The 26,030-nt window shown below is 66.4% G+C and carries 23 protein-coding genes and 1 tRNA gene; 10 read left to right on the top strand and 14 right to left on the bottom strand.

Going from position 1 to position 26,030, the window contains the following annotated elements; all coding sequences use genetic code 11:
* Positions 1–317 precede the first annotated feature (317 nt).
* From DWV11_RS18870 to DWV11_RS18860, 3 genes are all read left to right on the top strand, one after another.
* The gene (locus DWV11_RS18870) at positions 318–1,355 is read left to right on the top strand and encodes a glycosyltransferase family 4 protein (protein ID WP_115790415.1); all 1,038 of its coding nucleotides are present in this window, start codon (positions 318–320) and stop codon (positions 1,353–1,355) included.
* A gap of 555 nt (positions 1,356–1,910) precedes the next feature.
* Positions 1,911–2,201, top strand: a complete 291-nt coding sequence (locus DWV11_RS18865) for a hypothetical protein (protein ID WP_115790414.1) — start codon at positions 1,911–1,913, stop codon at positions 2,199–2,201.
* A 121-nt stretch (positions 2,202–2,322) separates the two neighbouring features.
* Positions 2,323–2,772: a DapH/DapD/GlmU-related protein gene (locus DWV11_RS18860; RefSeq protein ID WP_115790413.1), complete on the top strand. Its 450-nt coding sequence runs from the start codon at positions 2,323–2,325 to the stop codon at positions 2,770–2,772.
* Positions 2,773–2,956: 184 nt separating this feature from the next.
* Here DWV11_RS18860 and DWV11_RS18855 read toward each other — a convergent pair.
* From DWV11_RS18855 to galU, 5 genes are all read right to left on the bottom strand, one after another.
* A tRNA-Ala gene (locus DWV11_RS18855) sits at positions 2,957–3,029 on the bottom strand.
* Between the two features lie 44 nt (positions 3,030–3,073).
* Entirely contained in the window at positions 3,074–3,871 is a 798-nt protein-coding gene (locus tag DWV11_RS18850; protein ID WP_115790412.1) for an SDR family oxidoreductase, read from the bottom strand.
* Positions 3,872–3,881: 10 nt separating this feature from the next.
* On the bottom strand, positions 3,882–4,688 hold the full coding sequence (locus DWV11_RS18845; RefSeq protein ID WP_342767755.1) for a hypothetical protein: 807 nt from the start codon (positions 4,686–4,688) through the stop codon (positions 3,882–3,884).
* Positions 4,689–4,900: 212 nt separating this feature from the next.
* Entirely contained in the window at positions 4,901–5,521 is a 621-nt protein-coding gene (locus DWV11_RS18840) for a GNAT family N-acetyltransferase (RefSeq protein WP_115790410.1), read from the bottom strand.
* A gap of 6 nt (positions 5,522–5,527) precedes the next feature.
* Positions 5,528–6,433 (bottom strand): UTP--glucose-1-phosphate uridylyltransferase GalU, encoded by a 906-nt coding sequence (gene galU / locus DWV11_RS18835; protein WP_115790409.1) that lies wholly within the window; start codon positions 6,431–6,433, stop codon positions 5,528–5,530.
* A gap of 121 nt (positions 6,434–6,554) precedes the next feature.
* Here galU and DWV11_RS18830 point away from each other — a divergent pair, with 121 nt between their 5' ends.
* From DWV11_RS18830 to cpaB, 3 genes are all read left to right on the top strand, one after another.
* The gene (locus tag DWV11_RS18830) at positions 6,555–7,157 is read left to right on the top strand and encodes a 5-formyltetrahydrofolate cyclo-ligase (RefSeq protein ID WP_115790408.1); all 603 of its coding nucleotides are present in this window, start codon (positions 6,555–6,557) and stop codon (positions 7,155–7,157) included.
* A 180-nt stretch (positions 7,158–7,337) separates the two neighbouring features.
* Complete coding sequence (locus DWV11_RS18825) at positions 7,338–7,595, top strand: FmdB family zinc ribbon protein (protein WP_115790407.1); 258 nt, start codon at positions 7,338–7,340, stop codon at positions 7,593–7,595.
* A gap of 109 nt (positions 7,596–7,704) precedes the next feature.
* A complete protein-coding gene (gene cpaB, locus DWV11_RS18820) occupies positions 7,705–8,490 on the top strand; it encodes a Flp pilus assembly protein CpaB (RefSeq protein WP_115790406.1) in 786 nt (261 codons plus the stop codon).
* A 33-nt stretch (positions 8,491–8,523) separates the two neighbouring features.
* Here the strand turns inward: cpaB and DWV11_RS20680 are convergent, their stop codons facing one another.
* From DWV11_RS20680 to DWV11_RS18785, 8 genes are all read right to left on the bottom strand, one after another.
* Positions 8,524–8,748 (bottom strand): hypothetical protein, encoded by a 225-nt coding sequence (locus DWV11_RS20680; RefSeq protein WP_425452084.1) that lies wholly within the window; start codon positions 8,746–8,748, stop codon positions 8,524–8,526.
* A 6-nt stretch (positions 8,749–8,754) separates the two neighbouring features.
* Positions 8,755–12,705, bottom strand: a complete 3,951-nt coding sequence (locus DWV11_RS18815; protein WP_425452083.1) for a DUF4011 domain-containing protein — start codon at positions 12,703–12,705, stop codon at positions 8,755–8,757.
* Between the two features lie 129 nt (positions 12,706–12,834).
* Entirely contained in the window at positions 12,835–14,424 is a 1,590-nt protein-coding gene (guaA, locus tag DWV11_RS18810; protein WP_115790405.1) for a glutamine-hydrolyzing GMP synthase, read from the bottom strand.
* 120 nt (positions 14,425–14,544) lie between these two features.
* Positions 14,545–15,087, bottom strand: coding sequence for a DUF3817 domain-containing protein (locus tag DWV11_RS18805; protein WP_115790404.1), 543 nt, complete (start codon positions 15,085–15,087; stop codon positions 14,545–14,547).
* Positions 15,084–15,920 carry an SURF1 family protein gene (locus DWV11_RS18800; protein WP_115790403.1) on the bottom strand — a complete coding sequence of 279 codons (837 nt, stop codon included), beginning with the start codon at positions 15,918–15,920 and terminating at the stop codon, positions 15,084–15,086. The genes DWV11_RS18805 and DWV11_RS18800 overlap by 4 nt, the downstream gene beginning before the upstream one ends.
* Before the next feature lie 72 nt (positions 15,921–15,992).
* A complete protein-coding gene (locus DWV11_RS18795; RefSeq protein ID WP_115790402.1) occupies positions 15,993–16,481 on the bottom strand; it encodes a PTS sugar transporter subunit IIA in 489 nt (162 codons plus the stop codon).
* Between the two features lie 54 nt (positions 16,482–16,535).
* Positions 16,536–18,296 (bottom strand): glycerol-3-phosphate dehydrogenase/oxidase, encoded by a 1,761-nt coding sequence (locus DWV11_RS18790; protein ID WP_115790401.1) that lies wholly within the window; start codon positions 18,294–18,296, stop codon positions 16,536–16,538.
* Between the two features lie 150 nt (positions 18,297–18,446).
* Complete coding sequence (locus tag DWV11_RS18785) at positions 18,447–19,580, bottom strand: GuaB3 family IMP dehydrogenase-related protein (protein ID WP_115790400.1); 1,134 nt, start codon at positions 19,578–19,580, stop codon at positions 18,447–18,449.
* 189 nt (positions 19,581–19,769) lie between these two features.
* Between DWV11_RS18785 and DWV11_RS18780 the strand changes: the two genes are divergently transcribed.
* The 4 genes from DWV11_RS18780 (at position 19,770) to DWV11_RS18765 (ending at position 24,109) form a co-directional block, all read left to right on the top strand.
* On the top strand, positions 19,770–21,677 hold the full coding sequence (locus tag DWV11_RS18780; RefSeq protein ID WP_210725791.1) for a S8 family serine peptidase: 1,908 nt from the start codon (positions 19,770–19,772) through the stop codon (positions 21,675–21,677).
* Between the two features lie 176 nt (positions 21,678–21,853).
* Positions 21,854–22,774, top strand: coding sequence for a hypothetical protein (locus DWV11_RS18775; RefSeq protein WP_115790486.1), 921 nt, complete (start codon positions 21,854–21,856; stop codon positions 22,772–22,774).
* Between the two features lie 49 nt (positions 22,775–22,823).
* Positions 22,824–23,462, top strand: a complete 639-nt coding sequence (locus tag DWV11_RS18770) for a hypothetical protein (protein ID WP_115790399.1) — start codon at positions 22,824–22,826, stop codon at positions 23,460–23,462.
* Between the two features lie 104 nt (positions 23,463–23,566).
* The gene (locus DWV11_RS18765) at positions 23,567–24,109 is read left to right on the top strand and encodes a hypothetical protein (protein ID WP_136017940.1); all 543 of its coding nucleotides are present in this window, start codon (positions 23,567–23,569) and stop codon (positions 24,107–24,109) included.
* A gap of 3 nt (positions 24,110–24,112) precedes the next feature.
* On the opposite strand, the gene DWV11_RS18760 is transcribed toward DWV11_RS18765, so the two are convergent.
* Positions 24,113–25,990: an ABC transporter ATP-binding protein gene (locus DWV11_RS18760; RefSeq protein ID WP_115790397.1), complete on the bottom strand. Its 1,878-nt coding sequence runs from the start codon at positions 25,988–25,990 to the stop codon at positions 24,113–24,115.
* Positions 25,991–26,030 lie beyond the last annotated feature (40 nt).

The following is a 26,030-nucleotide window of genomic DNA, read 5'->3' as shown; positions in this document are numbered from 1 at the left end:
CGGGGACCGGGTAGGGGCATTAGCCCCTACGCGGTCCCCCATCACCCAGGATTCCGGTCCGGGATCCCCAGGCACAAATCCGCGATCAACCCCCATTCCGGCCTACTCGGGCGCGGCGCTCATGCCGGTCACGCCAGCCAGGGGCAGGCGTAAGCATAGGACCGCAACGTCGGGGAAAGCCAGGCTGAGTAGGCCTTGTCCAATGTGGGTCCTGGAGTAATAGTCAGTGCAGAGGTTAAGCCGACGCCTTAGACAGTCTTGGGTGCGTGTCAGGATCCAGGGAGAGTCCGGCCCATCCTTTTCTTGGAAGGCAGGAAATGCGGATAGGACTTGTTGCAGGACCGTGGATCCCCGTTCCCCCTCCTACTTATGGGGGCACCGAAAGGGTAGTGGACACTCTGGCTCGGGGATTTGCCGAGTCCGGGCACGAAGTGATGTTGGCGGCGTCCTCGGACAGCCGGTGCCCAGTCCGCCTGGTGCCAGGCATGAGGACTTCGGATCCAAGGGAACTTGGCTTCACCCTCTCCGAGCTCAGCCACGTGGTGCGGGCTTATGAAGGGCTCCGGGATGTCGACATTATCCACGACCACACGCTGGCCGGCCCACTGTGCCGCTGCGGACCATCCGGGGTGCCGGTCGTGACGACGATCCACGGGCCGCTCACGCCCTCAGCCAAAGATGTCTACCGGGCGATCGGAAGAACCGCCTCCATCATCTCGATCTCCCGCGACCAGGCTTCCCGGGTGCCCGGTCTACCGGTCCGCGCCGTGATCCACCACGGCATCGATCTCTCCTCGGTACCCGTGGGCACCGGCCAGGGCGGCTATGTGTGCTTCGTGGGGCGGATGAGCCCGGACAAAGGGGTCCTGGAAGCCATCAGGATCGCCCGCCAGGCCGGGGTGCCGCTCCGGATCGCGACCAAGATCCGCGAACCTGAGGAGATCCAGTACTTCGAGGAAGTCATCAAACCGATCCTCGGTCCCAACGAGGACGTCACGGGCGAAGTGGACAACGCCGAAAAGTATCACCTCATGGGCGAAGCACTCGCGTTCCTCAACCCGATCCAGTGGTCCGAGCCCTTCGGCCTGGTCATGATTGAAGCACTCGCCACCGGAACGCCGGTGTTGGGAACGCCGTTCGGTTCCGCGCCGGAAATCGTGAGCGATGGAATAACGGGTTACCTTGCCTCCACCGATAAGCTCGCAGCCATGATCCCGGCTGCCGCTGACCTGAGCCGTGCGCAGTGCCGGGCCCGGGTGGAGCAGCACTTCAGCGCGGAGCGCATGGTGGCCGACCATTTGCGGCTGTTCGCCAACCTCATCGAAGAGCAAAGAGGGGCGGAGTCGCCCGCATAAGGAACCCTCGCGGCTCAGAGTCCCGAAGCTTTCGAGGCCCCTTTTCGTGGGCCGGACCAGGGCTTGGCCTGCCAGTCACTACAGGCACGGACAGCCCCTCGGTGCCGGCAGAAGAATCATCAAGTCTTCTACGTGATGCAGACCATGTAGCGGCGTTCATCCAAGTTGAAGAACTGGGCGTCTTCCCCGCCCGGCAGGTCCGGGCGTATGCTTAAAGCGCCTGCAGATACCATCAGACAGCGACGGGTTGTTCAGGACATGAGAATGTCCGAGCCTTCTCTTAGCGAGATCGCGAAGGTACCTGCAGGTTCTGCGTTTAATGTCGCCGCCCGGGGCGTGGCCCCAAGGAGATACGAGCAAATCAGGTCCATATCCCTGGCGGACATTCGCCGATGAGGGGCGTCTGCACGCAAGCGCCGCAACCACAAGCCGGCCCGCTGCGGAAGTCCGGGACAGGGACGGACCGGAGGCATCAATACGGCAGCCTGTAGGACTGCCGTCGTCATGCACAAATCGCAATGTCCCGCCGTGGAACCGCGTCGCCGGAGTGGAGGCATGACCATGAAGATGACAAACGACACGTATTGCGTGACAGTCAGGGGCAAGCGGACAACCGAACGTTACTACCGCGACGCGAACGGCTGGCTGAAGGTGTCCAGCCGCGGGCGTGTGTTCAGGGCCACCGCGGAACAAGTGCTCAACCACCTACTACCGGCCATTGCATTCGGCGAGAGGCTCGGGTTGACCGTGACGGTCGAACACACCGAGATCCCATATTGGCAAACCCCCGCCGCCGGGGCAGACCCCACATACCCGGCTCCGGTGGCCCACGATGGCGGTCACTGATCTTCACATCCTTCCTTACACGGCCTGTACCGTACCCGGATTGCCGGGACCCTTGGAATCAAACCCGAACAGGCCGCGTTAATTTCCTTGTAGGCGCCAGCGAGCGCCAGAAAGGAATGGAATGACGAGAAAGACCGAGACCGTCGAGAACGATGCCGGCGTGGCCACTACCTACCACCGGCATCCCAACGGCGGCGGCCTGATCGGCCCGGGCGCCCGGGCGGAGGAGGATTCCTTCATCGGTGCAACCACCTACGTCGAGGCAGGTGCCCGTGTCGGGTCCGGCTGCCGGATTGGCCGCGGGGGCTGGATCGACCATCAGGCCATCGTCGGTGACCATGTCTTCATCGGAGACAACGTCTACGTAGGAGCTGGGGCGGTTCTGGGCAACAGGGTCCACATTGCCCGCCACTCACACATCGGTGCGGGCGCGCGCATCGGACATGGAGTTCGGCTGCCCGCGGACAGCAAGGTGCCGGAGGGCACCCGCATCGCCGACGCGAGGTCCTCCCGGAATTACCTGGTCCGCCAGCAGGAGGTCCACGACCCCGACGCCAGGATGGCAGCGTAGAGGCCTTTTTCGCATGCCTGGCCGAAGTTACGGCGCCGCGGGGTCCAAGGCCCGCTGCACCAGCCACTACGGAAGACCACACGAGGACGCAGCCCCGGCCGCCCCTCCGGAGCCGGCGGGTGCCCGGGCGGCACGAAAAAAGCCCTCCGACCCAGCGTTTCCGCAGGTCGAAGGACTGTCACTGTGGAGCTAAGGAGATTCGAACTCCTGACCTCTTCGATGCGAACGAAGCGCTCTACCAACTGAGCTATAGCCCCTGGATGGCGGCCCCGGTTCCCGGGCCGCGCCAGTGCATCCTACGCTACAAACTATCCGGCGTTTTTGCCAACCAGGACTCGAACGTCTCCGTACCGTGTCGCGATTCCGGGGCGAGGTTGAGGCCCTTCCGCAGGTAATCGCCCATCGCTCCCGGCAGCGGGACCTCGACTATGAAGCCCTTGCGGCCGGTGATCCGCCGCCAGTTTTCCGCGAGTTCCCGCATGGTGCGGATCTCCGGACCGGCAATGGTCACGATGCGGTGCCGCTGCCCAGCCGGTTCCGGAAACGGGGCGACGGCTTCGGCCAACAACGCCCGGGCCACCTCCACGGGCGAAATGGTCTGGAACCTCGAGCCCTTGATGACGGGCACCAGGCCCACCTTGGCCCCTGCTGCGAACACTGCCGCCAGCAAGCTGTGGAACTGGCTGGCCCGCACAGTCAGGGTCTCCACCCCCGACGCCGCATAGACCCTCTCCTTCGCGGCCTTGGAGGCATAGAAGGCCGCCCTGCTCGCGTCGCAGTTGATGATCGAGAGGGCAACGGCCCGCTGGACCCCCGCCGTGGCAGCGGCGGCCAGAAGGCGGGCGCCGGCATCGGCATACTGCTGCAGCGCCTTGCCCGAGCGACCCTCAAGGCAGTCTATGACGACGTCGGAGCCACCCAGCGCCTCAGCCAGCCCCTCCCCTGTGGTGGCGTCCGCACGGAGGTAACGCACGCCGTCGGCCGGTCCCACGGGCGGATTGCGGCTGAAGACGGTGACCTGATGACCCTGCTCCACGGCAAAGCGGGCGAGCAAGCGGCCGATCTGGCCGGTGCCGCCCGCAATGCAGAGTCTTGTCATTGGCCGCGTGTCAGGCGCGGCGGCGCTGGAGGACGTCGTCCAGATTGCCCAGAGCGTTGGCTTTCCCGACGGCCTGGGATTTGCCGAACGGCGTCTGGGCCGCGGGCAGCGCCGGGGCGGAGCCGGCATTCTTCAGGATCGGCCTGCCTACCGGCTTCGGCTGCGCAGGAAGGTCGAGCGGCTCAGGTGCCGGACGGCTGGCTTTCGCCGCGTCGACGTATACGGGCTTGGGAACCTCGACCGGCTGCCAGCTGACGTCGGCGGCCGTGCCCGGTGCCTTGGTGTCGCCTGCGGCTTCAGCCACTTTCAGGGCAGCCTGGCGCAGTTCGACGGCGGTCAGCCGGGCGGCCTCACGGTAGTGGGCTTCGGCGTCGAAAACCGCCGTGTCGCGCGGCTCCGCCGGGACGCTCTCCGGGGCCTCTTCCCGCGCCGGGGACATCGCCGAACGGAACGCCGCTTCCATCTTCGCCCGGCGATCCCGGACGGCCAGGCGGCGCAGCCACAGGACAATGCCGGCTACCGAAAGCAGGGAAACCACCGGCAGCCACGAGGGGGCCAGCGCGAAGAGGCGGAGGATCCCGGACACTACGGCAGTCAGCAAGAGAAGCAGGCCGGTCAGGGCCAGGGCGCAGCGTCCGTATCTGAGCTTGAACGCCGGTTCCCGTACGGCAGCGCCCAGGTGCCCGGCGCTGCCGGTTCCGGTGCTCGGTCCGGGTGCGGTGCTCTGCATCGTCTCCATCGCTTTCTCCTGCTGGGGGACCGCTTTCGCGCCCGTCACGGCCTGCAGCCGGGGCGTTTCTGCGGCCTCTTCGTCCATAGGAACCACGGCAGCAGTAGCAAGCTGCGTGCGGCGGTTCCGCAGTACGTATGGAGCAACCCAAACAATCCACAGGGCAACAGTGACAACAAGGATCACTGAGCTGCTGAGAGGGAAGTCCACAGTCAAAACCGTAGAAGGAAACACGGTGGCGCCGCCACATTAGCGGCGGTGTGTCGCCACTTGCATCAAATGAATGGACTAGCGCTCCGTCAGCCGTGGCGGCTCCGCAGCCAAGTGCTGAGCAGGCCCTCCGGGACCTCCTCGGAGGTCAGGGCGAAGCTGCGATGGTCGGCCCAGCTGCCGTTGATGTGGAGATACCGCTGCCGGTAGCCCTCATCCCGGAAGCCGAGTTTTTCCACCACCCGCAGGCTGGGACGGTTTTCCGGCCGGATGTTGATCTCCATCCGGTGCAGGCCCAACTGCCTGAAGCAGTGGTCAGTGGCCATCGCGACGGCGGTGGGAGCGATTCCCCTGCCTGCACGGTCCTGGTCCACCCAGTAGCCGAGCGTGGCCATCATCGCTGAGCCCCAGGTGATCGAGGACACGGTCAGCTGTCCCACGATCCGGGGTTCCCGGTAGCCCGGGATACGTTCGGCGATCACGAAGGGCAGCGCCGTTGCCTGGCGTGCCTGGGCATTCAAGGACGCCACCATCTGCCGGTAGTTCGGAAGTGCTCCCCCGGGCGCCGGGTTCGAGGCTTCCCAAGGTGCCAGCCATTCGCTGTTCCGGGACCGGACTTCGGTCCATTCCTGCTTGTCCCGGTAACGGATCGGGCGAAGCAGCAGGTCGCCGCTTTCCAAGGTCACCGGCCAGATGGCCGAACCCCACACGGCAGGTTACTTGTCGAGCCGGGAGGCGAATCCCGGAAGCCACTCGCGCAGGCCGGGGCCAAGGTCTTCACTGTCGCAGGCCAGCTCGACGCAGGCCTTGAGGTAGCTCAGTTTGTCGCCGGTGTCGTAGCGGCGGCCGCGGAACACGACGCCGTAGACGCCGCTGCCTTCGCCGTCGCCTTCCGCGAGGACCTGGAGCGCGTCGGTCAGCTGGATTTCGCCGCCGCGGCCGGGCTCGGTCTTTTCCAGGACTTCGAAGACCGCGGGGTGCAGTACGTAGCGTCCGATCACCGCGAGGTTGGAGGGGGCATCGGCGGCTGCGGGCTTCTCCACAAGGCCCTTGACCTTGACGAAGCCGTCATCGCCGAAGGGCTCGACGTCGGCGCAGCCATAGGAACTGATCTGCGAGGGTTCCACCTCGATCAGGGCCACTACCGATCCACCGGTGCGCGCCTGGAGGTCGATCATGTCGCTCAGCAGGGTGTCCTGGGCGTTGATGAGGTCATCGCCCAGGAGGACGGCGAAGGGTTCGTCACCTACGTGCTGCTTGGCGCGCAGCACTGCGTGGCCAAGGCCCTTGGGGTCGCCTTGGCGGACGTAGTGGATGTCGCCGAGGTTGGTGGCAACCTGGATGGATTCCAGCTTGGCGGTGTCGCCCTTCGCTTCAAGCGTGGCTTCCAGTGCGGGCACCCGGTCGAAGTGGTCCTCGAGGGCGCGCTTGTTGCGCCCGGTGATCATCAGGACATCGTGGAGGCCGACGTTCACGGCTTCTTCGACGACGTACTGGATTGCCGGTTTATCGACAACCGGCAGCATTTCCTTGGGCATCGCCTTGGTGGCGGGCAGGAACCTGGTGCCGAGCCCGGCAACGGGAATGACGGCCTTGCGGACGGTGCAGTTATTGGAAGTCACCGCTCTAATCTAACGGAATGCGTCGCACAATGGACAACGGGTCCGGTGGGCCGGTGCGCCATAATCGGTGGCAGGCGGCGTAGTTCGCTTCCGTAATCCATCACCAGGGATTGGTTCAGCGATGACTTTGAAAGACGAGATCCGCGCCGGGCACCGCGCCCGGCGGAAGGCCTTGGACGCCGCACAGCTCGACGCTGCCGGACAAGGCATTGCCCGGCATGGTCTGGCCTGGGCTGCCGCCTTGCCTGGCGGGGATTCCAAAACGTTCGCCGTCTATCTTGGCGTGGGCAAGGAGCCGCCCACCAAGCCGCTGCTGGAAGCGCTCCATGAGGCCGGGCACCGGGTCCTCCTTCCCGTGTGCGAAGACGACCGCCAGCTGAGCTGGGTGGAGTGGACCCCGCTGACGGTCTTCCACCGTTCCCGTTTCGCTCCGATTGACGAACCCGACGGCGAGCGGCTGGACAGTTCCGCGGTTGCGGGAGCTGACGGAATCTTCCTTCCGGCAACCGCAGTTGATGGCAGCGGCAGCCGCATCGGCCAGGGCGGCGGCTACTATGACCGCCTTCTTGGGCGGCTGGACGCCGCCGGGCAGCGGCCCCCTGCCGTTGCCGTCGTCTACGCCGGGGAGGTCCTGCCCGCCGGGACCATTCCGGCCGAGCCTTTCGACAAGCCGGTGTCCGGCGCCTTGACGCCCGACGGCGAGATTCGCTTCGCAGGGTCCTGAACCTGCCGCGATCCTGCAGCAGGGTCCGCGCCCGCCGGTGTTGTTGTCCGCACCACAAGTACTAGCGGGCCCAGCCGCCCTCGATGATAGAATTGGCACTCAGGCCCTGGGACTGCTAAGGAACCATAAAGGTTCCGGACGCGGACAGGACCTGTTGTTTGTCCCTGAGGAGGATCACCAGTGCCCACTTACGCCTACGCCTGCAAGGACTGCGGCCACGCCTTTGACATCGTCCAGGCTTTCTCGGACAGCTCGCTGAGCGAGTGCCCGGAATGCCAGGGTGCCCTGCGCAAGAAGTTCAACAGCGTCGGCGTGGTCTTCAAGGGTTCGGGTTTCTACCGCACCGACTCCCGTGATTCCAAGGGCAGCACCGTTTCCGCGGCACCTTCCGCACCCGCGTCAGCCCCGGCTCCGGCCGCCGCTGCGGCCGCAAGCTAAAGCCGATCCGTTCCCCCCGGGTTCCTCCTCGCTTGCCCACATAGCGGTCTTGTCCACATAGCGTGACTTGGCCGTTCTTCCGCCCGGGCGCGCTGGTTAACGTGGCTTCATGCCAGCCAAACCAGCCTCCAGGTTCCGTCGCGGACGCCCCGGCCATCCGCTTTCCCGTTCGCCTGCCGCCCACCGTCCGGCACCTTCCCGCACGTTCACTGCCCGGCGGCCGCTTCCCGCACGGGCGGGAGCATGGCTGCTGCGGAACCGCCGCCTTGCGGTCTCCCTGCTGCTTTGCCTCGCCGCCGGGATGGCGGTCCATCAACTGACGCCGGCCTCGGAGCACAAGATCCAGGTCCTGGTCGCGGCCCGGGACCTCCCGGCCGGACTGGCCATCGGGAAAACAGACCTGGTTCCGCGGGCCGTTCCGCCCGACGCCGTCCCCGCTGGTGCTTTGAGCGACTGGCAGGACGTCCAGGGTCGTCAGCTTGCCGCCCCGCTCAGCAGCGGCCAGATCCCCACGGACGCTCAACTGCTGGGGCCGGGCCTCCTCACCGGCGCCGGGGCGGGAGCATCCGCCGTCCCTGTCCGGCTCGCCGATCCTTCCTCGATCCAGTTGGTCTCAGCCGGGCAGGCGGTCAACATCGTGCTCACTGTTTCGGACGGGCTGGGAGGGGCCGGCGGAAAGCCCGAGACTCTGGCCGCGGGAGTGCCCGTACTTTGGACCTCCGCCCAGGGCGGCAAGACAGCGGACTGGCTGGGTACACCGGATACCGATGGCCTCATGGTGGTCGCAGCCAATCCGGCGCAGGCCGAGAAGCTCGCCGGGGCCTCAACCCGTGGAAAGCTGTTCTTCGTGCTGGTCCCCTCGCCGCACCGTTCGGCAGCCCAGGCAGGATCGTGAACAGCAGGATCGTGAACAGCAGGCCCTGGCCGTTCAGCCCCAGTGCGGGGGACGCTGCTCCTTCAGCCACGCGTCGTGGTCGTAACCGCCGTCGTCGCCCCAGCTGCGGGGCTCATCTTCAGACGCGACTTTCGGCAGGACGCCTTCGGGCGAGGGTTTCCGCCGCTTGGCGGGTTTCCGATGCTGACCGGATTTTCCTGCGTGCGCGCCTTCCGGGCTGCCCTCGGCATTTTCCCCGTCCCGGGCTTCGGCGTCCATGCTGCACTACTCCGCTTCTTGTTGCTGTTCCGGGTCTGCCGGCGTTTCCGCGTCCGTCCCCGGGGACCGGCCGTGGTCCGGTTCCAATTGTCCTCCACTCCGGTCGCCCGGGCCGGCCTCAACCGTGGCTCCGTCACCGGTGTCCGGATCGTCATCCTGAAGGTCCAGGAAACCTTGTTCCGCCGCTGCGTAGGGCCGCCCAGCCGTCTCCAGTCCGAGGTAGGAAGCGATCCTGTCGGCGCAGGAAGACGGGTCCGTGAAGACTTCGATGGTCCACAGGGACATGTAACGCCAGCCCATGCGTTCAAGCAGTTGCGGGCGGAGCCTGCTGCGCTCCCTGACGCTCATGAGCCGGTAACGCTCGGTACCGTCGGATTCGATGGCCACGGGAGTCGGCATTTCACTGTCATCCCGCCCGATGGTGAGCACCGGGTCCGCTGCGGCAGCGATGTCCAGGACGCCGTCGTAGTGGTGCCAGACACGGGCGCCGCGGGCACGCAGCCGCTCCCCCAGGTCCGCCACGAGGGGATCCTCGCCAAGGGCCTGCTCGCTGGCGGCGGCCCTGATCGCCGGCGTCCCAAGCGTGGTGTTGCCCGAAACTTCGCGGTCCAGCAGCTCGTAGAAGTCCACGGCGCCGTGGGAGAGCCTGTCGAGGTCGAGGTCTTCCGGACGGAAGCAGCTCAGTACGTGCAGGGACTGTCGTGCCCGGGTCATGGCAAGGGCGAACTTGCTCCGACCGCCCTCCACGGACAGCGGTCCGAAGCTGTGCAGCGCCCGTCCATGCGGAGTGCGGCCATAGCCGAGGGAGAAGATGATATGGTCCCGGACCAGGCCCTGTGCGCGTTCGAGATCCACTACGCGGAACGATTCCGGGCCGGCGCTGAAGAAGCCTGCGAGGAGCGGGTGGTTCGGCAACTGGAGGCGGATGGCCTCGCCGATCCTGGCGGCGTGCCGCAGGCTTGCTGTCACCACGGCCAGGGAGGTCCTGGGCCGCTGGCTGGCGTGTTCGAAGACGAGGTCGACCACCCGGTTGACCTCGGCCGCCACCGATTCAACCCCTTCGTGGTCGGAACTGGGCAGCCCGGTACCGTCGGGGATGTATTCCACCAGCACGGAACGGTCCAACCCGGTGACCGACTGGCCGTCGGGCAGCCTGCGCAGGCCTCCGTCATAGTGGTTCTTGCTCAGCTGCAGGACAAGGTCCTCATCCACCGCACGGTAGATCCAGTTCAGCTGCCACGTGGGCAGGACCCCGGCGAGGGCGCCGAAGGCACTGTCCACGGTTTCCTGGCCGGCTGCGCCGGAAATCCTGGGCTCCACGGCCACGCTGAAGCTGCGTGCGACGGAGGTCTTCGGGTCGCCGAAGGCGATGACCTGCTTGGCCCGGGCGATCGCGGGGAGCGCGGCCTGCAGCGAGGTCGATGCCGCGTCCAGGATCACGACGGCGTCGAAGGACTGCGCCACGGGAAGCAGGCCCGTCAACAGGTGCGGGCTCAGGGACCAGACGGGCACCAGCAACGGCACCAGCTCCGGAGCCTGGGCGCTCAGTGCCTGCAGGGTTATCCGGCCGTCCTTGATGAGGTTCCTGAGGAGCTCGGCCTGGCGTGGCTGCGCGGCGATGCCCGCACGCCAGCGTTCGGCAAGCTGCCAACGCAGCCGGGCGGCGCCGCTGGCCACGTGAGCCTGGTCCGCCAGGCGATACTCGGCTTCAAGTTTCCGGAGGGACTCGCCGTCGGACATGGCCAGGTAGTCGTCGCCGCTGATCATGGCCTCGAGCGCGGACTGCCACCAGGCCAGGTCGAGCTCCGCCGCAACAGACTCCGGCCCTACCTCACGGGCGGCCAGGTCGGCGAGCAGTTCGCCGAGGCCGTGCTCGCGCATGTTCTCGATAAGCAGCGTGCGCTCGGGGAGTGTTTCCAGCGTCTCGGTGTCCGCCACGAGGGACTCCAGTCGCGCCATGAGCTCCGCGTAGGGGGTCTCGTGGAGCTTGCCGCCGTCGCGGGTGTGGTTGAGGCACGCGGCAAGGCGGACCAGTTCGCCGTCAAGGTCGCGGTACGCGCGTCCGAGCTCGGCGAGCCCGGACGGAACCGACGGGTGCCGCTGGCTCGTGGCGTAGTTGGCCCAGAGGCTGCGCTGTTCCTGGACCAGGACGAGGGAGCTGTGCAGATCGGCGATGTGCACGCCGGGCCGGACGTACTCCTTGGCCACGCGGCGCAGCCGCGAACGCTGCATCGAAGGCATTTCCAGGCCGCGTTCCCGCCGCCAGGCGGAGGAGGCCGTGGCGGAGATAAGGTCATGGACTGGCCGGTCGAAGATATCCGGGGTGAACTTGTCCAGGCTTTCCCTGACGGCCATCAAGAGTTCCAGCTGGGCTCCCCATTCGGCGAAGGTGGCTCCCAGCCTGATCTCGGAGTGCTCGGCGAGTGCCACCAGGCGTTCCCGAAGGGCCGGCAGCTGCTCGTAGGCGGCCCGGGCCAGTTGCTGCGCTTCTTCGGTCTCCTTGCGGGTGACCAAGCGGGCTCCGTACCAGGGGCTGTTGACGGCGGCGCTGCTGAAGCTGCCCAGTTCGGCCGCGCGGCGCAGGCGCCCGGCCAGTTCCTCACGGTCCTTGATGCTGTCCAGCACGCTGCGCTTCAGGCGGACCGTGGTGGCGGGGGCGGGGTGGATTGAGGTCAGCTCCGCCAAGGACTGCATTGCCTGGTACGGGGAGCATCCCCACCGTTCGCGGACGTTGTGCAGGGAGGCAACGTGGTCCATGAGTGCGTGCCGGTGCTCAACGAGGGTTTTGTGCAGATTGGCGAGCTGCGGTTCGAGGGATTTTTCGTTGCGGATGATGGCGCTCACCAGCTGCGTCTTGAGCTGCTGTGCCGGAACGCCGTTCCCGGGCCGGAAGATCAGGGATTCGAGGCCCAGGGCTTCCATGCCGCTGGCGAGTGCGTTGAGGCTGGTGCGCCGCTCCCCCACCACCAGGACGGACTTGCCTTCGCCGACCAGGGCGCCGATGGTGTTGATCGCGGTCTGCGTCTGCCCGCTGCCGGGAGGCGTGCTCACCACGAGCGAGTCCCCGGCGCGGGCGGCATCGATCACGTACTGCTGGTCGGTATCGGCGTCGAGAAGCAGCAACTCGTCGGCTGGGTCGCGTTCGTCAAGGCCCGGGAACCGCCCCTGCTGCACAGGGGCGGGCACGACGTCCCCGCCGTTGGCACGTTCCGACAATGAAGCAACGACCGTGTTGCCTTCGTTGATCCACGGATCGTCCAGGTTGCCGGAGAGATCCGCGAGGGTGGTCACGAGGAGGTTCGGGGTAACTTCCGCGCCATGGATCGGCTTGACAAGCGTGCCGATCCGGTCGAGGACGGGCAGGGGATCCAGCCGGGCCGTGTTGTACGCCATGCGGCCGACCGCTGCGGAGTCGAACACGATGCCGTGGACTGTCTTCAAGTGCCGGACCAGGGCCGGATTGATGGTGGCCTGCTCCGTGAGCTGGAGCTCGTAGTCGTCCTCGCCGGGGCGTGCGGTCAGGGAAATGCCGGCAAGCATCACCGGGGCGGAAACACGCTGCGGCTTCCCGCCGACGGCGGATGTCCAGACGACGGTCCCGCAGGACAGGTAGCCGGCGTCCACGCCGCGGTCGTTCGACAGTTCGAAGATCTTCGAACGCAGGTTGCGTGCCGCCCGTGCGGCCACGATGTACTGCTGGCGGTCCCTGATCAGCGTGGAGAGCCGGGTGCGGCGTCCGGCCAGGAGCTGGGCAAGCCCGGAAGGATGGCCGCTGCTGAGGTCGATTGAACCTTCGGGGGTTTTCACGAAGCGCAGCATGGTGTCTGCACCAGTTACCGATTTCAGCCCGGAGAGCCACTTCCTGAGCTCCGCGGAGCTCTCCTCCTGGCTATGACCTACAGACACCGCTGCCTTCTTTTCTGTGCTGGCTTGAGACGACTTGGACCAAATCGGCATACTTTCGAGGGTAGCCGGAAACGGCTGGGCCCGAGGGACCGCAACACTGGCCGCCGGCCAAATTCCCCGTGATTCAGCCGGAAAAAGCAAGTGGCCGGCCTCTTACAAAGAGGCCGGCCACTCAGGACCTTATTCCCACTCGATGGTTCCCGGCGGCTTGCTGGTCACATCGAGCACAACACGGTTGACGCCGTCGACCTCATTGGTGATCCGGTTCGAAATCCGGGCCAGCAGCTCGTAGGGAAGGCGCGACCAGTCGGCGGTCATGGCATCTTCGGAGGACACGGGGCGCAGCACGATCGGGTGGCCGTAGGTGCGGCCGTCACCCTGGACGCCGACACTGCGGACATCAGCCAGCAGCACGACCGGCATCTGCCACACCTCATGGTCGAGGCCGGCGGCGGTCAGCTCCGCGCGGGCGATGGCGTCGGCCTTGCGCAGCAGGTCCAGGCGTTCCTTTGTGACCTCACCGACGATGCGGATGCCGAGTCCCGGGCCCGGGAAGGGCTGGCGTCCGACGATTTCCTGGGGCAGGCCGAGCTGGGCGCCCACGGCGCGGACCTCGTCCTTGAACAGGGCGCGGAGCGGTTCAACGAGTTCGAACTGCAGGTCCTCGGGGAGGCCGCCCACGTTGTGGTGGCTCTTGATGTTCGCTGCACCCTCGCCGCCGCCGGATTCGACGACGTCCGGGTACAGGGTGCCCTGGACGAGGAACTTGATGCTCTCCCCTTCGGAAGCGGCTTGGGCGATGATGGCCCGCTCGGCTTCCTCGAAGGCGCGGATGAACTCGCGGCCGATGATTTTGCGCTTGGTTTCGGGGTCGCTCACGCCGGCCAGGGCGTTCAGGAAGCGCTCCTGTTCGTTGGCCACGTAGAGGTTCACGCCAGTGGCGGCGACAAAGTCGCGTTCGACCTGCTCGGCCTCGCCCTCGCGCAGCAGACCGTGGTCAACGAACACGCAGGTGAGCTGGTCGCCGACGGCGCGCTGCACCAAGGCAGCGGCGACGGCGGAGTCAACGCCGCCGGACAGGCCGCAGATGACCTTGGAGTCGCCGATCTGCTCGCGGATCCGCTCGACCTGCTCTTCGACGATGTTGCCAGTGGTCCAGTTGGGCTCGAGCTTGGCGCCCTTGAAGAGGAAGTTCTCCAGGACCTGCTGGCCGTTGGTGGAGTGCTTCACCTCGGGGTGCCACTGCACGCCGTAGAGACCCTTTTCCTCGTTGGCGAACGCCGCCACGGGAGCGCCTGCCGTGGTGGCCAGGACCTCGAAGCCTGCCGGTGCTTCGTGCACGGAGTCGCCGTGGCTCATCCAGGTGTTCTGGGACTCGGGGGTCCCCTCGAGGATGGAGCGTGCGGCGCCCACGGTGGTGGCTTCGGTGGCACCGTATTCGCGCAGGCCGGTCTGGGCTACCTTGCCGCCCAGCGCGTTGGCCATGGCCTGGAAGCCGTAGCAGATGCCGAAGACCGGGACGCCGGCTTCGAACAGCTCGGCTCCAACGCTCGGAGCACCCTCGGCGTAAACGCTGGAGGGGCCGCCGGAAAGGATGATCGCTGCCGGGTTCTTGGCCAGGAGCTGCTCGGTGGTGAAGGTGTGCGGAACGATTTCCGAATACACGTTTGCTTCACGGACGCGGCGGGCAATCAGCTGCGCGTACTGGGCACCGTAGTCAACAACCAGCACCGGCTTCTGGGAAGTCTGGGGCGCGGTGGGAGTAGTCACCAGAACAGCCTACTTTGCCCGGCTGCCCCGGTGCATCTCGGGCCCCGCCAACGGCCGCCCAAAACGGGTCGTACGTCGCCAATCTCACACCCGGAAGAGTTCAGCTGCGCCCCGTCGGACTCAGTAGCGCTTTGACGCCTGCGGGTTGGCGGCCAGTTCAGCCTCGACCTCGGCGTGGAACTTCTTCTCCACGATGAAGGACATCAGCGGCACCACGCCCCCCAGTGCGAGCAGGATGAACTTGGTGAACGGCCAGCGCATGAGGGACCACAGCCGGAAGTCCGAGATCAAGTACACCACGTACATCCAGCCGTGGACGATCAGCACCATCACCGACAGGTTCACGCCGCCGATGACCCCCTTGGGGTCCGAACCCGCCAGGCCGAAGCCAAAGGGGCGGCCGGTCAGCGCGTCGGTGCCGCCCGCGTAAAGCGAGACGTTGAACAGGTAGCGGGCGACCAGTTCGATGCACAGCAGCAGGAGCATGATGCCGGTGAGGTAGGCCATCAGCTTGTAGAACTTCAGCGCCGAGCGGATCTGCGCTTCGGTCCCGCCGAAGCGGCGCTTCTTGGCGGCCGGACGGCCCGTTGCGCCGGACTGGGAGGCGCCGGGCTTCGACGTGTCCGATTCGTTGGAGGGGACTGCCGGTTTCGGCTCAATCATGGCTGTACCTTTTGTTCTGGATCGCTTGCTGTTGGTGTTTCGTCGTGCCCGGGCTCATCGTCGGGGACGTCCTCTTCAAGGTCGCGGCGGTAGTCGTCGGCCACCAGGCGCCACCAGATGTAAAGAGCGAAGCCGGCGAAGACCACCCACTCCACGGAGTAGAAGAGGTTCAGCCAGTTGATCTGCTGCGCCGGCGGCTGGGCCGGGATGTTGAGAGGCTTCATGTCCACGGGCAGGTCCACTGCCTTGCCGCCGCTGCTTTCGGCGCTGGCCGCAACGAACCCCGGGTAGCTGGACACGTCCCAGCGGTTGATGAGTTCGGCGACCGAGACCGCCGAGGCGCGTCCCGCACCGGCGTCGACGTTCGGCAGCGGGGCTTCCGAAGGAAGCAGGCGTCCGGTCAGCTCAATGGTGCCCGACGGCGGCGGGACGGCCTGGCCGGGCTCAGCCACCCAGGCGCGGGCCACCGGAATCCAGGTCCTCGCCGAGGCTCCGGCACCGCGGAGGACGGGTGCGCCGTCGACGGCGAAAGCCGAGACGACCCAGTACCCTTTCTTGCCGTCCTTCAGGCGGCCCTCGACGACGACCTGCTTGGCGGGATCGTAGCTGCCGGTGGCGCTGACCATCTGGTCCGCGACGGCACCGGGGAAGAAGGTGCCGGGCTGCAGGACGGTGGTGAGGGCCTTGGTTTCCTCGATCTGCGGAGAGACGGGAACCTCGCTCTGGGTGGATCGTCCGAACTGCCACTGGCTCAGCAGCACGAACACCCCGGAAAGCAGGAGCGCAAAGACGAGCCCTGCGATCCAGCGGGGTTTCAGAGCGGTTTTCAACACCCCTTAACCGTACTTCGTCAGGCTGTAGAACGGCTAAACGCGCTCCAAGGGTCAGTCAGTCCTGCCCCGATCTCAGTGGTCGAAGAACACCAGGCTGGAGTTGATCAGCTCGGCGATGACTTCGGGATCGTGGGCGCGCCGCAGGGATTCCCGGAAGGATTCCTTGGACAGCGAACGGGCCATGGTGGCCAGGACTTCGAGGTGGTCGGAGAAGGAACTGGGCGGCGTGGCGATCAGCAGGACCAGGGTGGCCGGCCCGTCCGCGGCGCCGAAGTCGAGGGCGTGCCCGAACTTGGTGACGCCCACGGCGATGGAGATCCGGGAGACGAATTCGCTGCGGGCATGCGGCAGCCCGATGCCCCCTGGCAGCCCGGTGGCCATCTGGTGCTCGCGGGCGTTGACCTGGCCCAGGAAGCCCTCGAGGTCCGTGATGCGGCCGTGGGCGTGGAGACGTTCGGCAAGCTGCGCGGCGGCGTCACTCTTATCCGTGGCTTCCATTTCGAGGATGACCAGGTCCGGTGTGGTCAGGTCCGCATCATACGGGTCCAGTGTTTCCGCCAAAGTGATTCCCTTCAGTGTTCGTCTCCCCCAGGCGTGGCTGTCCCCGCGCCGGGCTCAGCGCAAGGGAACGATGTCATCAACCCCCATGCGGGCAGCGTCGGCCGACTCGTCGTCGGGCTGCTCCTGGCTGAGCCGTTCCGCTTCGACACGGGCAAGGTAGTGCTTGATTTCGCTTTCCCGCTGCGCATCGCTCCAGCCGAGGATTTCTCCCATCAGCTTAGCGACTACGGGCACGGCGGACACTCCCCGGTCCCACGCCTCGATGGAAATGCGGGTCCGGCGGGTCAGGACGTCATGCACGTGCCTGGCACCTTCGTGCGTGGCGGCGTAGACAACCTCGGCGGCCAGGTAGTCGTCGGCGCCCGGCAAGGGCTCAGCGAGTTCCAGCGACTCGGTGATCAGCGCCAGGACGTCGGTGGTCATGGAACCGTAGCGGTTAAGCAGGTGTTCCACGCGTGCCACGTGCACGCCGGATTCCTCCGCCATCCGGGACCTGCGGTTCCAGGCGGCCTTGAAGCCTTCGGCTCCGAGCAGTGGGATGGTCTCGGTGCAACTGGCGGGAACGCGCTCGTCCATGGCCCTGGTGGCTTCATCCACGGCGTCCTTGGCCATGACGCGGTAGGTGGTGAACTTTCCGCCGGCCACCACCACCAGGCCCGGCACCGGGTGTGCCACTACATGCTCGCGCGAAAGCTTGGCGGTGGAGTCGCTCTCCCCCGCCAGCAGGGGCCGCAGGCCCGCGTAGACGCCCTCCACGTCTTCCCTGGTCAGCGGCCGTTTGAGCACCTTGTTGACATGCTCGAGCACATAGTCGATGTCCTTCGACGAGGCCGCAGGGTGCGCCTTGTCCAGCTTCCAGTCAGTATCGGTGGTGCCGATGATCCAGTGCCGGCCCCAGGGGATGACGAAGAGCACGGATTTCTCCGTCCGCAGGATCAGGCCCACTGTGGACTGGAAGCGGTCCCGGGGAACCACCAGGTGGATGCCCTTGGACGCACGGACCTTGAGCTGGCCGCGGTCGGTCACCATGGCCTGGGTTTCGTCCGTCCAGACTCCGGTGGCGTTCACCACCTGCTTGGCGCGGATCTCGAAGGTGCTGCCGTCTTCCTGGTTCTCCACCGTCGCCCCGACCACCCGTTCGCCCTCCCGGAGGAAGGAGACCACGCGCATCCGGTTCACTGCGTGCGCACCGTAGCGGGCCGCCGTCCGGACGACGTTGACCACCAGACGGGCGTCGTCCACCTGGGCGTCGTAGTACCGGATGGACCCGACGAAGGCGTCGTTCTTCAGGCTCGGTGCGGCGCGGAGGGTGCCGCGGCGGAAGAAGTGCTTGTGCCTGGGGACGCCGCGGCTGTGGCCGGAGGTCAGGCCCAGGGTGTCGTACAGGAAGATGCCTGCACCCACGTAGGGCCGTTCCCAGAAGCGCCGCGTGAGCGGGTAGAGGAACGGAACCGGCCGGACCAGGTGCGGGGCGATTTGCTGGATGAGCAGGCCCCGTTCCTGAAGGGCTTCCTGCACCAGCGCGAAGTCGAGCATCTCGAGGTAGCGCAGGCCGCCGTGGATCAGCTTCGAGGAACGGGACGAGGTACCGGAGGCCCAGTCCCGGGCCTCCACGATGCCCACCGACAGGCCTCGGGTCACGGCGTCCAGGGCGGCGCCGGCACCGACCACGCCGCCGCCGACGATGAGGATGTCCAGTTCCCGGCCGGCCTCGGTGGTGCCTTTGAGCACTTCTATGGATTCGGCCCTCGCCTGCGGACTCAGTGCACCGTCCGGTGCGTTGGATGCCTGCGAAGCACCTGCTGCCCTGCCCATTGGACGCCTCCCATCGCGCGTTCAGCCGTCGATCCCCCCAGACTACTTGCTGCGTGCGGGCTTGGGCAGGCAAAGGGACCCAAAACAGGGACCCCGGGTGCGGAGTCAATCCGCAGCCCGGGGTCCTCCGGCTGTAGCCAGGCCGGCGGCCTAGCCGAGGTACGGAGAGACGACGACGTCGACCCGCTGGAATTCCTTCAGGTCCGAGTAGCCGGTGGTCGCCATCGAGCGGCGCAGCGCGCCGACGAGGTTGGAGGTGCCGTTGGTGTGGTGGCCCGGGCCGAAGAGCACTTCCTCAAGGGGTCCCACGGTGCCGACGTTGACGCGGTCCCCGCGCGGCAGTTCGAGGTGGTGTGCCTCCTGGCCCCAGTGCCAGCCCTTTCCGGGTGCTTCTTCGGCGCGCGCCAGGGCGCTGCCGAGCATGACGGCGTCGGCGCCCATCGCGATGGCCTTGACGATGTCACCCGAGCTGCCCATGCCACCGTCGGCGATGACGTGCACGTAGCGGCCGCCGGACTCGTCGAGGTAGTCGCGGCGGGCCGCGGCGACGTCGCTGATGGCCGAGGCCAGCGGCGAGTGGATGCCCAGCGCGCGCCGGGTGGTGGTGGTTGCGCCGCCGCCGAAGCCGACCAGCACGCCGGCAGCGCCGGTGCGCATGAGGTGCAGGGCCGGGGTGTAACCGGCAGCGCCACCGACGATCACCGGGACGTCGAGTTCGTAGATGAACTTCTTGAGGTTCAGCGGTTCGTGGTTCTTGGAGACGTGTTCTGCGGACACAGTGGTGCCGCGGATGACGAAGATGTCGACGCCGGCGGCCACCACGGTCTTGTAGTGCTCCTGAGTGCGCTGCGGGGTCAGGGAGCCGGCCACCGTGACGCCGGAGGCACGGATCTCGGCAAGCCGGCTGGTGATCAGCTCAGGCTGGATAGGTGCCTTGTAAAGCTCCTGCATGCGCCGGGTGACGGCGGGACTGGCGGTTTCGTCGGCGAGCGCGGCGATTTCATCCAGGATGGACTGCGGGTCCTCGTAACGGGTCCACAGACCTTCGAGGTCAAGCACGCCCAGGCCGCCGAGGCGGCCCAGTGCAATGGCGGTTTCCGGCGACATGGCCGAGTCCATCGGGGCGGCAATTACCGGCATTTCGAACTTGTAGGCATCGATCTGCCAGGAGACGGAGACGTCCTTGGGGTCGCGGGTCCTACGGTTGGGGACGATCGCAATGTCATCCAGGGAGTAGGCACGACGCCCACGCTTGCCACGGCCAATCTCAATCTCATAAGTCACGCGCCCTACTTTACTGGACCCCCTTCACGGAACCGATTCGACTAACGAAGTAATGGCTTCACAAAATATGAAAGAACTATTTACAAATATTGACACGACCAATAGATTTCTCTCGGTTGCGGAAACCCTCTGCGCCAACCTCCTTATTTTCATCGCCCGGGACCACACGCGCCCGGAGACAGGAACACCATGGAGAACACCTTTTCGAGCCGCCGGAAGTACAGCGGCCTTGCATTATCGGCCGCCGTGCTGGCGGGCCTCATGTCCTTCGGCTCGGCGCCCGCCGGTGCCACCACGCCCGTCACCGCCGGCCCCGCAGCGGGACCGGCCGCCGTCGGGAACGCCCGGCCGGGCGAGCAGTACTCGCAGTTCATCGTGCAGTACAAGGCCGGCGCACAGGGCGCCACGCCGACGGCCCGGGCCAGTGCCTGGGGCAAGGCCGCCAAGGAGCTAGGCATCACGCCCCATGAGGTCCGCGGCCTGGCCACCGGTGCCACGCTGGTGGCAAGCTCCAGGCCGCTGGATGCCCGGCAGTCCCAGCAGTTCATGGCCGGGCTCGCAGCGTCCGGCGCTGTGGAGTACGTGGAGCCGGACGCACGGATGCACGCCAGCCTGACCCCGAACGATCCCCGTTACGGCGAACAGTGGGACTTCACGGGCACCAACGGCATGCGGATCCCGGGCGCCTGGACCACCTCCACGGGTACCGGATCGGTGGTGGCCGTGATCGACACCGGCATCACCGCCCACCCCGACCTGGACGCCAACATCCTCCCCGGTTACGACTTCATCGCCGACTCCGCCGCAGCCCGCGACGGCAATGGCCGCGACTCCAATCCGCAGGACCAGGGCGACTGGTACGCCAGCGGGGAATGCGGCGACTCCAGCAGTTCCAATTCCTCCTGGCACGGCACCCACGTGGCCGGCACGATCGCTGCGGTCACCGGCAATGCGACCGGCGTGGCCGGCGTCGCTCCCGACGCGAAGGTCGTTCCCGTCCGCGTGCTCGGCAAGTGCGGCGGAATGCTCTCGGACATCGCCGACGCCATCGTCTGGGCTTCCGGGGGAACCGTCACGGGCGTTCCGGCCAACGCCAACCCGGCCAAGGTGATCAACATGAGCCTCGGCGGTTCGGGCACCTGCTCCACCACCTACCAGAACGCCATCAACAGCGCCGTCAACCGCGGAACCACCGTGGTGGTGGCCGCCGGAAACGAGGCCTCCAATGCCTCCACGTCGCAGCCTGCCAACTGCGGCAGCGTGGTCACCGTCGCGGCCAGCAACAACAGCGGCGGGCTGTCCTACTACTCGAATTACGGCAGCGCGGTGGACCTCACCGCCCCCGGCGGCGATGTGCGCCAGACCGGCGGCGGCATCCTGTCCACGCTGAACACGGGCACCACCACGCCGGCCGCTGCCGGCTACGCCTGGTACCAAGGCACCTCCATGGCCACCCCGCACGTCGCCGGACTCGTGGCCCTGATGAAGGCCGCGGACCCCTCGCTCACCCCGGCCCAGGTCGAGTCGACCCTGAAGCAGGGCACCCGTCCCATGCCGGCCGGGTGCACCCTCGGCTGCGGCGCCGGGCTCTCCGACGCCACAGCCACCCTTGCGCTCCTCGGCGGCACGACGCCGCCGCCGTCGGGCAACGTCCTGCTGAACCCGGGCTTCGAATCCGGCGCGGCCTCGTGGACGTCCAACAAGACCGACACGTTCGAGAGCGGCACTTCCGCCCGCACAGGCACCGGCTACGCGGCCCTGAACGGCTGGGGCCAGTCCACCAGCTACACCCTCGAGCAGAAGGTGACCGTGCCCACCGGCAGCGGCGCCGGCTCCCTGTCCTTCTACCTGCGGATCCTCAGCAATGAAGGCACCACCACCGCCTATGACACCCTCAAGGTCCAGGTCATCGACGGCGCCACCACAACAACGCTGGCCACCTACTCCAACAAGGACAAGGGAAGCAGCTACGTGCAGCGCAACCTGGACCTGTCCGCTTACAAGGGCAAGGCCGTGACCGTACGCTTCCTGGGGACCGAGGACTACTCGTACTCCACCACGTTCCAACTGGACGACACCTCGGTAGCGGTCTCCTGACCCGCACCGTTGAGTCCGCGGCCACCGCATGAAAGCGCGACGGCGGTGTTCCCACCCGGGTGGGCACACCGCCGTCGCGCGTGGCAGCTTTCCACATGGGTAAGGCTGCCCATGGCAGCAGGCAGGATAAATCCAATAGCCTGACAAAACACGCCCACACCATGCAAGGGGGAAACATGGCGCCTGGCCTCTACGGTGCCGATATTGAACAGCTCCGCTCCTTATCCAGACAAATGGGACAGGCCGGCGCCCGGCTCCAGAACCAGGAACTGCGGGTCAATGGCCTGATCTCCAGCGTCGTGTGGAAAGGAACCGACGGAGAACGCTTCCGCCGCGAATGGAGCAGCACGCTCCGGCCCCTGCTGCACAGGACGTCCCGGTCGCTGGATGAGGTGTCCAAGATGCTCCGTGCCCAGGCCGACGAACAGCACAAGGCAAGCACCCAGGGAGGCGCGGCCGGCGGTCCCGGCGGTCCTGGGAGTACCAGTGGCAATGGAAGCCAGGATGCTCCAGCCACCGGCCTGGAAGGACTCTTCAGCGTCACCGGCAGCCCGGAATGGTGGGCCGGAAACGCCCTCGTCACCGCGAACGGCCTGGTGGCGGACTCCCTCCTGGCAAAGATGGCCAATGGCGGATTGCTCACTCAGCTGACGAAGTGGCCCTGGCTAAGCGCCCAGTATGGTCAGGCCGCAGGGGCCGGGTATGTCAAGGGAACCCAGCTGCTCAACGGCAGTTCGATGCTTGGCCGCCTCTCCGGAGCCTTGGGTGTTGTCACCGGTGGGTTGCAGGTCTACCAAGGCATCCAGACTGGACATCCCGGAGTCGCGGTGGACGGCGGCATCTCCGCTGCCTTGGCCGTGGGTAGCTTCGTCCCGGTCATCGGGCCGGCCTGCGCCATTGCCGGCATCGCTTGGGGCGGCCTGGGCCTCCTGGCCACCAACCTGGGCTACGACTCCGCTTCTTCGATGATCGCTGACGGCGCCAAGCACGTCTGGGAAGGCGCCCAGAACGTTGCCGGAGCAGTAGCCGACGGCGCCAAACAGACCGTGAATGCAGTGGCGGACGGCGCAAAGAAGGTTTGGGGATGGCTCACTTGATCGCTCCGCTTCCTAAACTGGACACAGCACCGCTCAAGAAAAGGCAGAGATGACCACCCAGACCGAAGAAATCCAGGCATTGCTCATCACCGAGCATGAGCTCATCGCTCTCATCGCGCTGGCTGGCACCGAGGGCGCGATGAAGTGCCAGACCCTGTTCCGTCTCGACCACGCCGCCGGGGCACCGCTGGAACAAGCCGGCGTCTCCACGCTGCTGGAGCGTGGGCTGATGAAGATCGAAAACGACGCCCTCCTGCCGGTCGGGCCGGCTGCCACGGTAGCGGCTGTTCTGGCGGACGCCACGTCATGGCTGGAAACAGCCCTCGTGACCCCTTGCTCAGAGCACGTGTCCTTCATGTTCGGCACAGAGCAGGGTGCCCTGCTGCTCAACCTGAGCAAGTACGGCGTACATGAACTGCACCCACTTACAGGCGCCGAAGGCATGATCGCCACGGCAGTGCAGATGGCCGACTACTATCTCAACCAAGCGCCGGACGGGTTCCCCGCGGCTGCCACCGCCCGACGGCATTTCAACGACGGAACCTCCCGCGCAGTACACGTCAAAGCGGAGGCCGACGGTTCCCTTTCGATCGCCACGGGCGAAGGCGAAAACCTCAAGTCGTCAGCCCTCAGGCGAGAGCAACTCGACTCCCTCGTCCGCGCAGGCCTGGAGCAGCACTCCGGGTGAGCTACCAGACAGGACCTGCTCCACTCCCCCACTCTGACCGCCCTTTGGACTACTGGCTTTCCCCCGAGCTCTCCGCCATCACTCCGGCGGGTGCGCGCTCCCGCTTGCGCGAAATCGCCGGCGCGCGTGGCGCCTATATGGGCGCCTGGGCTGGAGGAATCGGGATCGGCACAATCCTCGTCCTCTTTGGCGTCCTCCTCGCCGTTCGGCTCGGCACGTTCGTGCCGGTTCCCGCCCTCGGCATTCCCGGCGTGGCAATCGCGGTGCTCTGCGGACTGTTCTATGTGCGGGTGCGGGACCGGCTGCCGCGCGCAAGCCGGGCGCTCATCAATCGCGGGCCTGGGAACTTGTGGGGGGCACTTTCCTTCGTGGGGTTCATCCTGGTTGTCTTCGTAGGACTGTTCGCCTTCATGGCTGGGCCGTCGACCTGGCAGGATCCCACGCTTCTGCTGACGCTGGCCGCGGTTCTTGCGTTCATCATCAGTCTTCTCGTCGCCGCGGTCATCGTCCCGGCCACCATCATGGGTCGTGCGCGGGAATCCCTTCGTCGGAAAGCCGCGAATGATCCTCAGTTCCGGGCGCTTCTGGAACAGGACCTCGCCACTTGGCGCGATCCCTACGGCAATGCCGGGTATGGCCCGCTCTGAGCCTCAGGATTCGTTCCGGGCATTCCCCTCAACGCTGAGCTGGGATTCGAACATCCGGAAGTACCGCCCGCGCAAGGCCACGAGTTCCTTGTGGGTCCCCTGCTCCACAATCCTGCCGTCTTCAAGCATGTAGACAATGTCGGCCTTTTCAATGGTGGCCAGGCGGTGGCTGATGGCGATGATCGTGCTGCTGCGGTCGGCGAAAAGCCGCGTGAAGATGCGGTGCTCGGCCAAGGCATCGATCGCAGAGGTGGGCTCGTCCATGACCATGAACGCGGCCCGGCGATAGAAGTTGCGGGCCATGGCGAGCCGCTGCCACTGGCCGCCGGACAAGCCGCTGCCCTTGCGTCCCCGGGGATCCTCCATCCAGTTGCTCACGTGGTTGTCCAGGCCGTGGGGCAGCTTGTTGATAAAGTCCAGGGCTTCGGCGTCGTGCGCGGCCTGGCGGACCCGGGCGTCGTCACGGGGTTCGTCCACGTCACCGTAGTAAATGTTGTCCGCAGCAGTGGCGAACTCGTATTTGAGGAACTCCTGGCTGAGGACTGCGAGATGGCGGTGCCAGCTCTTGACGTCGACCGTGGCGAGGTCGACGCCGTCGAGCAGGACCTGCCCCGAACCGGGGCTGTACAGTCCCGCCAGGATCCGGATGAGGGTGGATTTTCCGGCACCGTTCTCGCCCACGAGCGCGATGTGCTGGCCCTGCCCGATGGTGAGGGAAACGCCCTTGATGACCTCGATGTCGCTTCCGGTGTAGCTGAAGCGGATGTCCCGCAGTTCGACCGTCCGCGGCACGGCGGCCAGGGGTGGCGCCTGGCCCGAGTGCACCGGAAGGGTCATGAAGAGCTCGTAGTCCTTCAGGTTGGCGAGGTCTTCGTCAATGGAACTCAGTGCCGAAACCAGGTTGTTGGCCGTGGACAGTGCCCGGCTGACAATCTGTTGCACGTAGAGGAACTGGCCCACCGGCTGGGCCCGGGCAATGATCTGCCCCACCACCCAGATCAGGGACACGACTTCCGCGCCGTACTGCAAGGCGTCGGCGGCCAGTTGCTTGGGAATGTAGCGCTTCTGGAAGTCCAGGCGCCGCCGTTCGTCGGCGTCGCGCAGGCGCGATCGCAGCTCCATGAGGAAACCGACGATCCCGTACAGGCGCATCTCGGCGATGTGCTGCGGGCGGATCAGGTTGGTTTCGATCATCCGCCGCTGCCTGCGGGAATCCACCTGGGTGTTCCAGTGGGCGATCTGTTCGCGGGACAGCTTGAATTGCAGGTACACGCTGGGCACGATCGCCACCAGCACGATGGCGGCGATCCACCAGCTGACCAGCAGCAACGCCCCGACGGCCAGCACCACGGAGACGATCTGCGTGAAAATGGCGGCGATCCGGTCCAGCACCCGCGCATAGGAGTCGGAGAAGCGTTTGGCCCGGTCGTAGAGGTCCACGGTCTCCTTGTCGTCGTAGCGCCAGAATTCGAGGGCCAGGAAGCGCTCGTACATCTGGTCTCCCACGATGGCTCCGACCTTGAAGCTCATCAACTGCTGGATGTAGCGGTCCAGGCTGCTGAAGGCGCCCCAGAACAATCCCAGCGCCGCGGTGACGATGACGTACAGGACAGCCCGGGGGCCGGCGTCGGAATCCCCCGCATAACCGGCGGCCAGCGCCGTGGTGGTGAGCGAGGCGAAGTAGGTGGTGACCAGCGGCAGCAAGGCTGAAATGAGCGAACCGGCCACCTTCATGATGACCGCGGCGGGCGAGGCCTGGAAGCTCACCGTGAGCACCTGCCCGACGGCGCGGGCGTACGGCCGGAGTGCGAGCCTTCGGGGCGCGTCCTTGCTTAGCCGGACAGACGCCGGGTGCCGCGGTTCCGCGGGCTTTTCAGACATGGCCCAAGCTCAACTTTCGCTTAAACAGCTGTTCCCCGCG

The organism is Arthrobacter silvisoli (genome assembly GCF_003369445.1).
In the GTDB taxonomy this organism is placed as follows: Bacteria; Actinomycetota; Actinomycetes; order Actinomycetales; family Micrococcaceae; genus Arthrobacter; species Arthrobacter silvisoli.
This window is presented reverse-complemented; position numbering and strand designations above follow the sequence as displayed.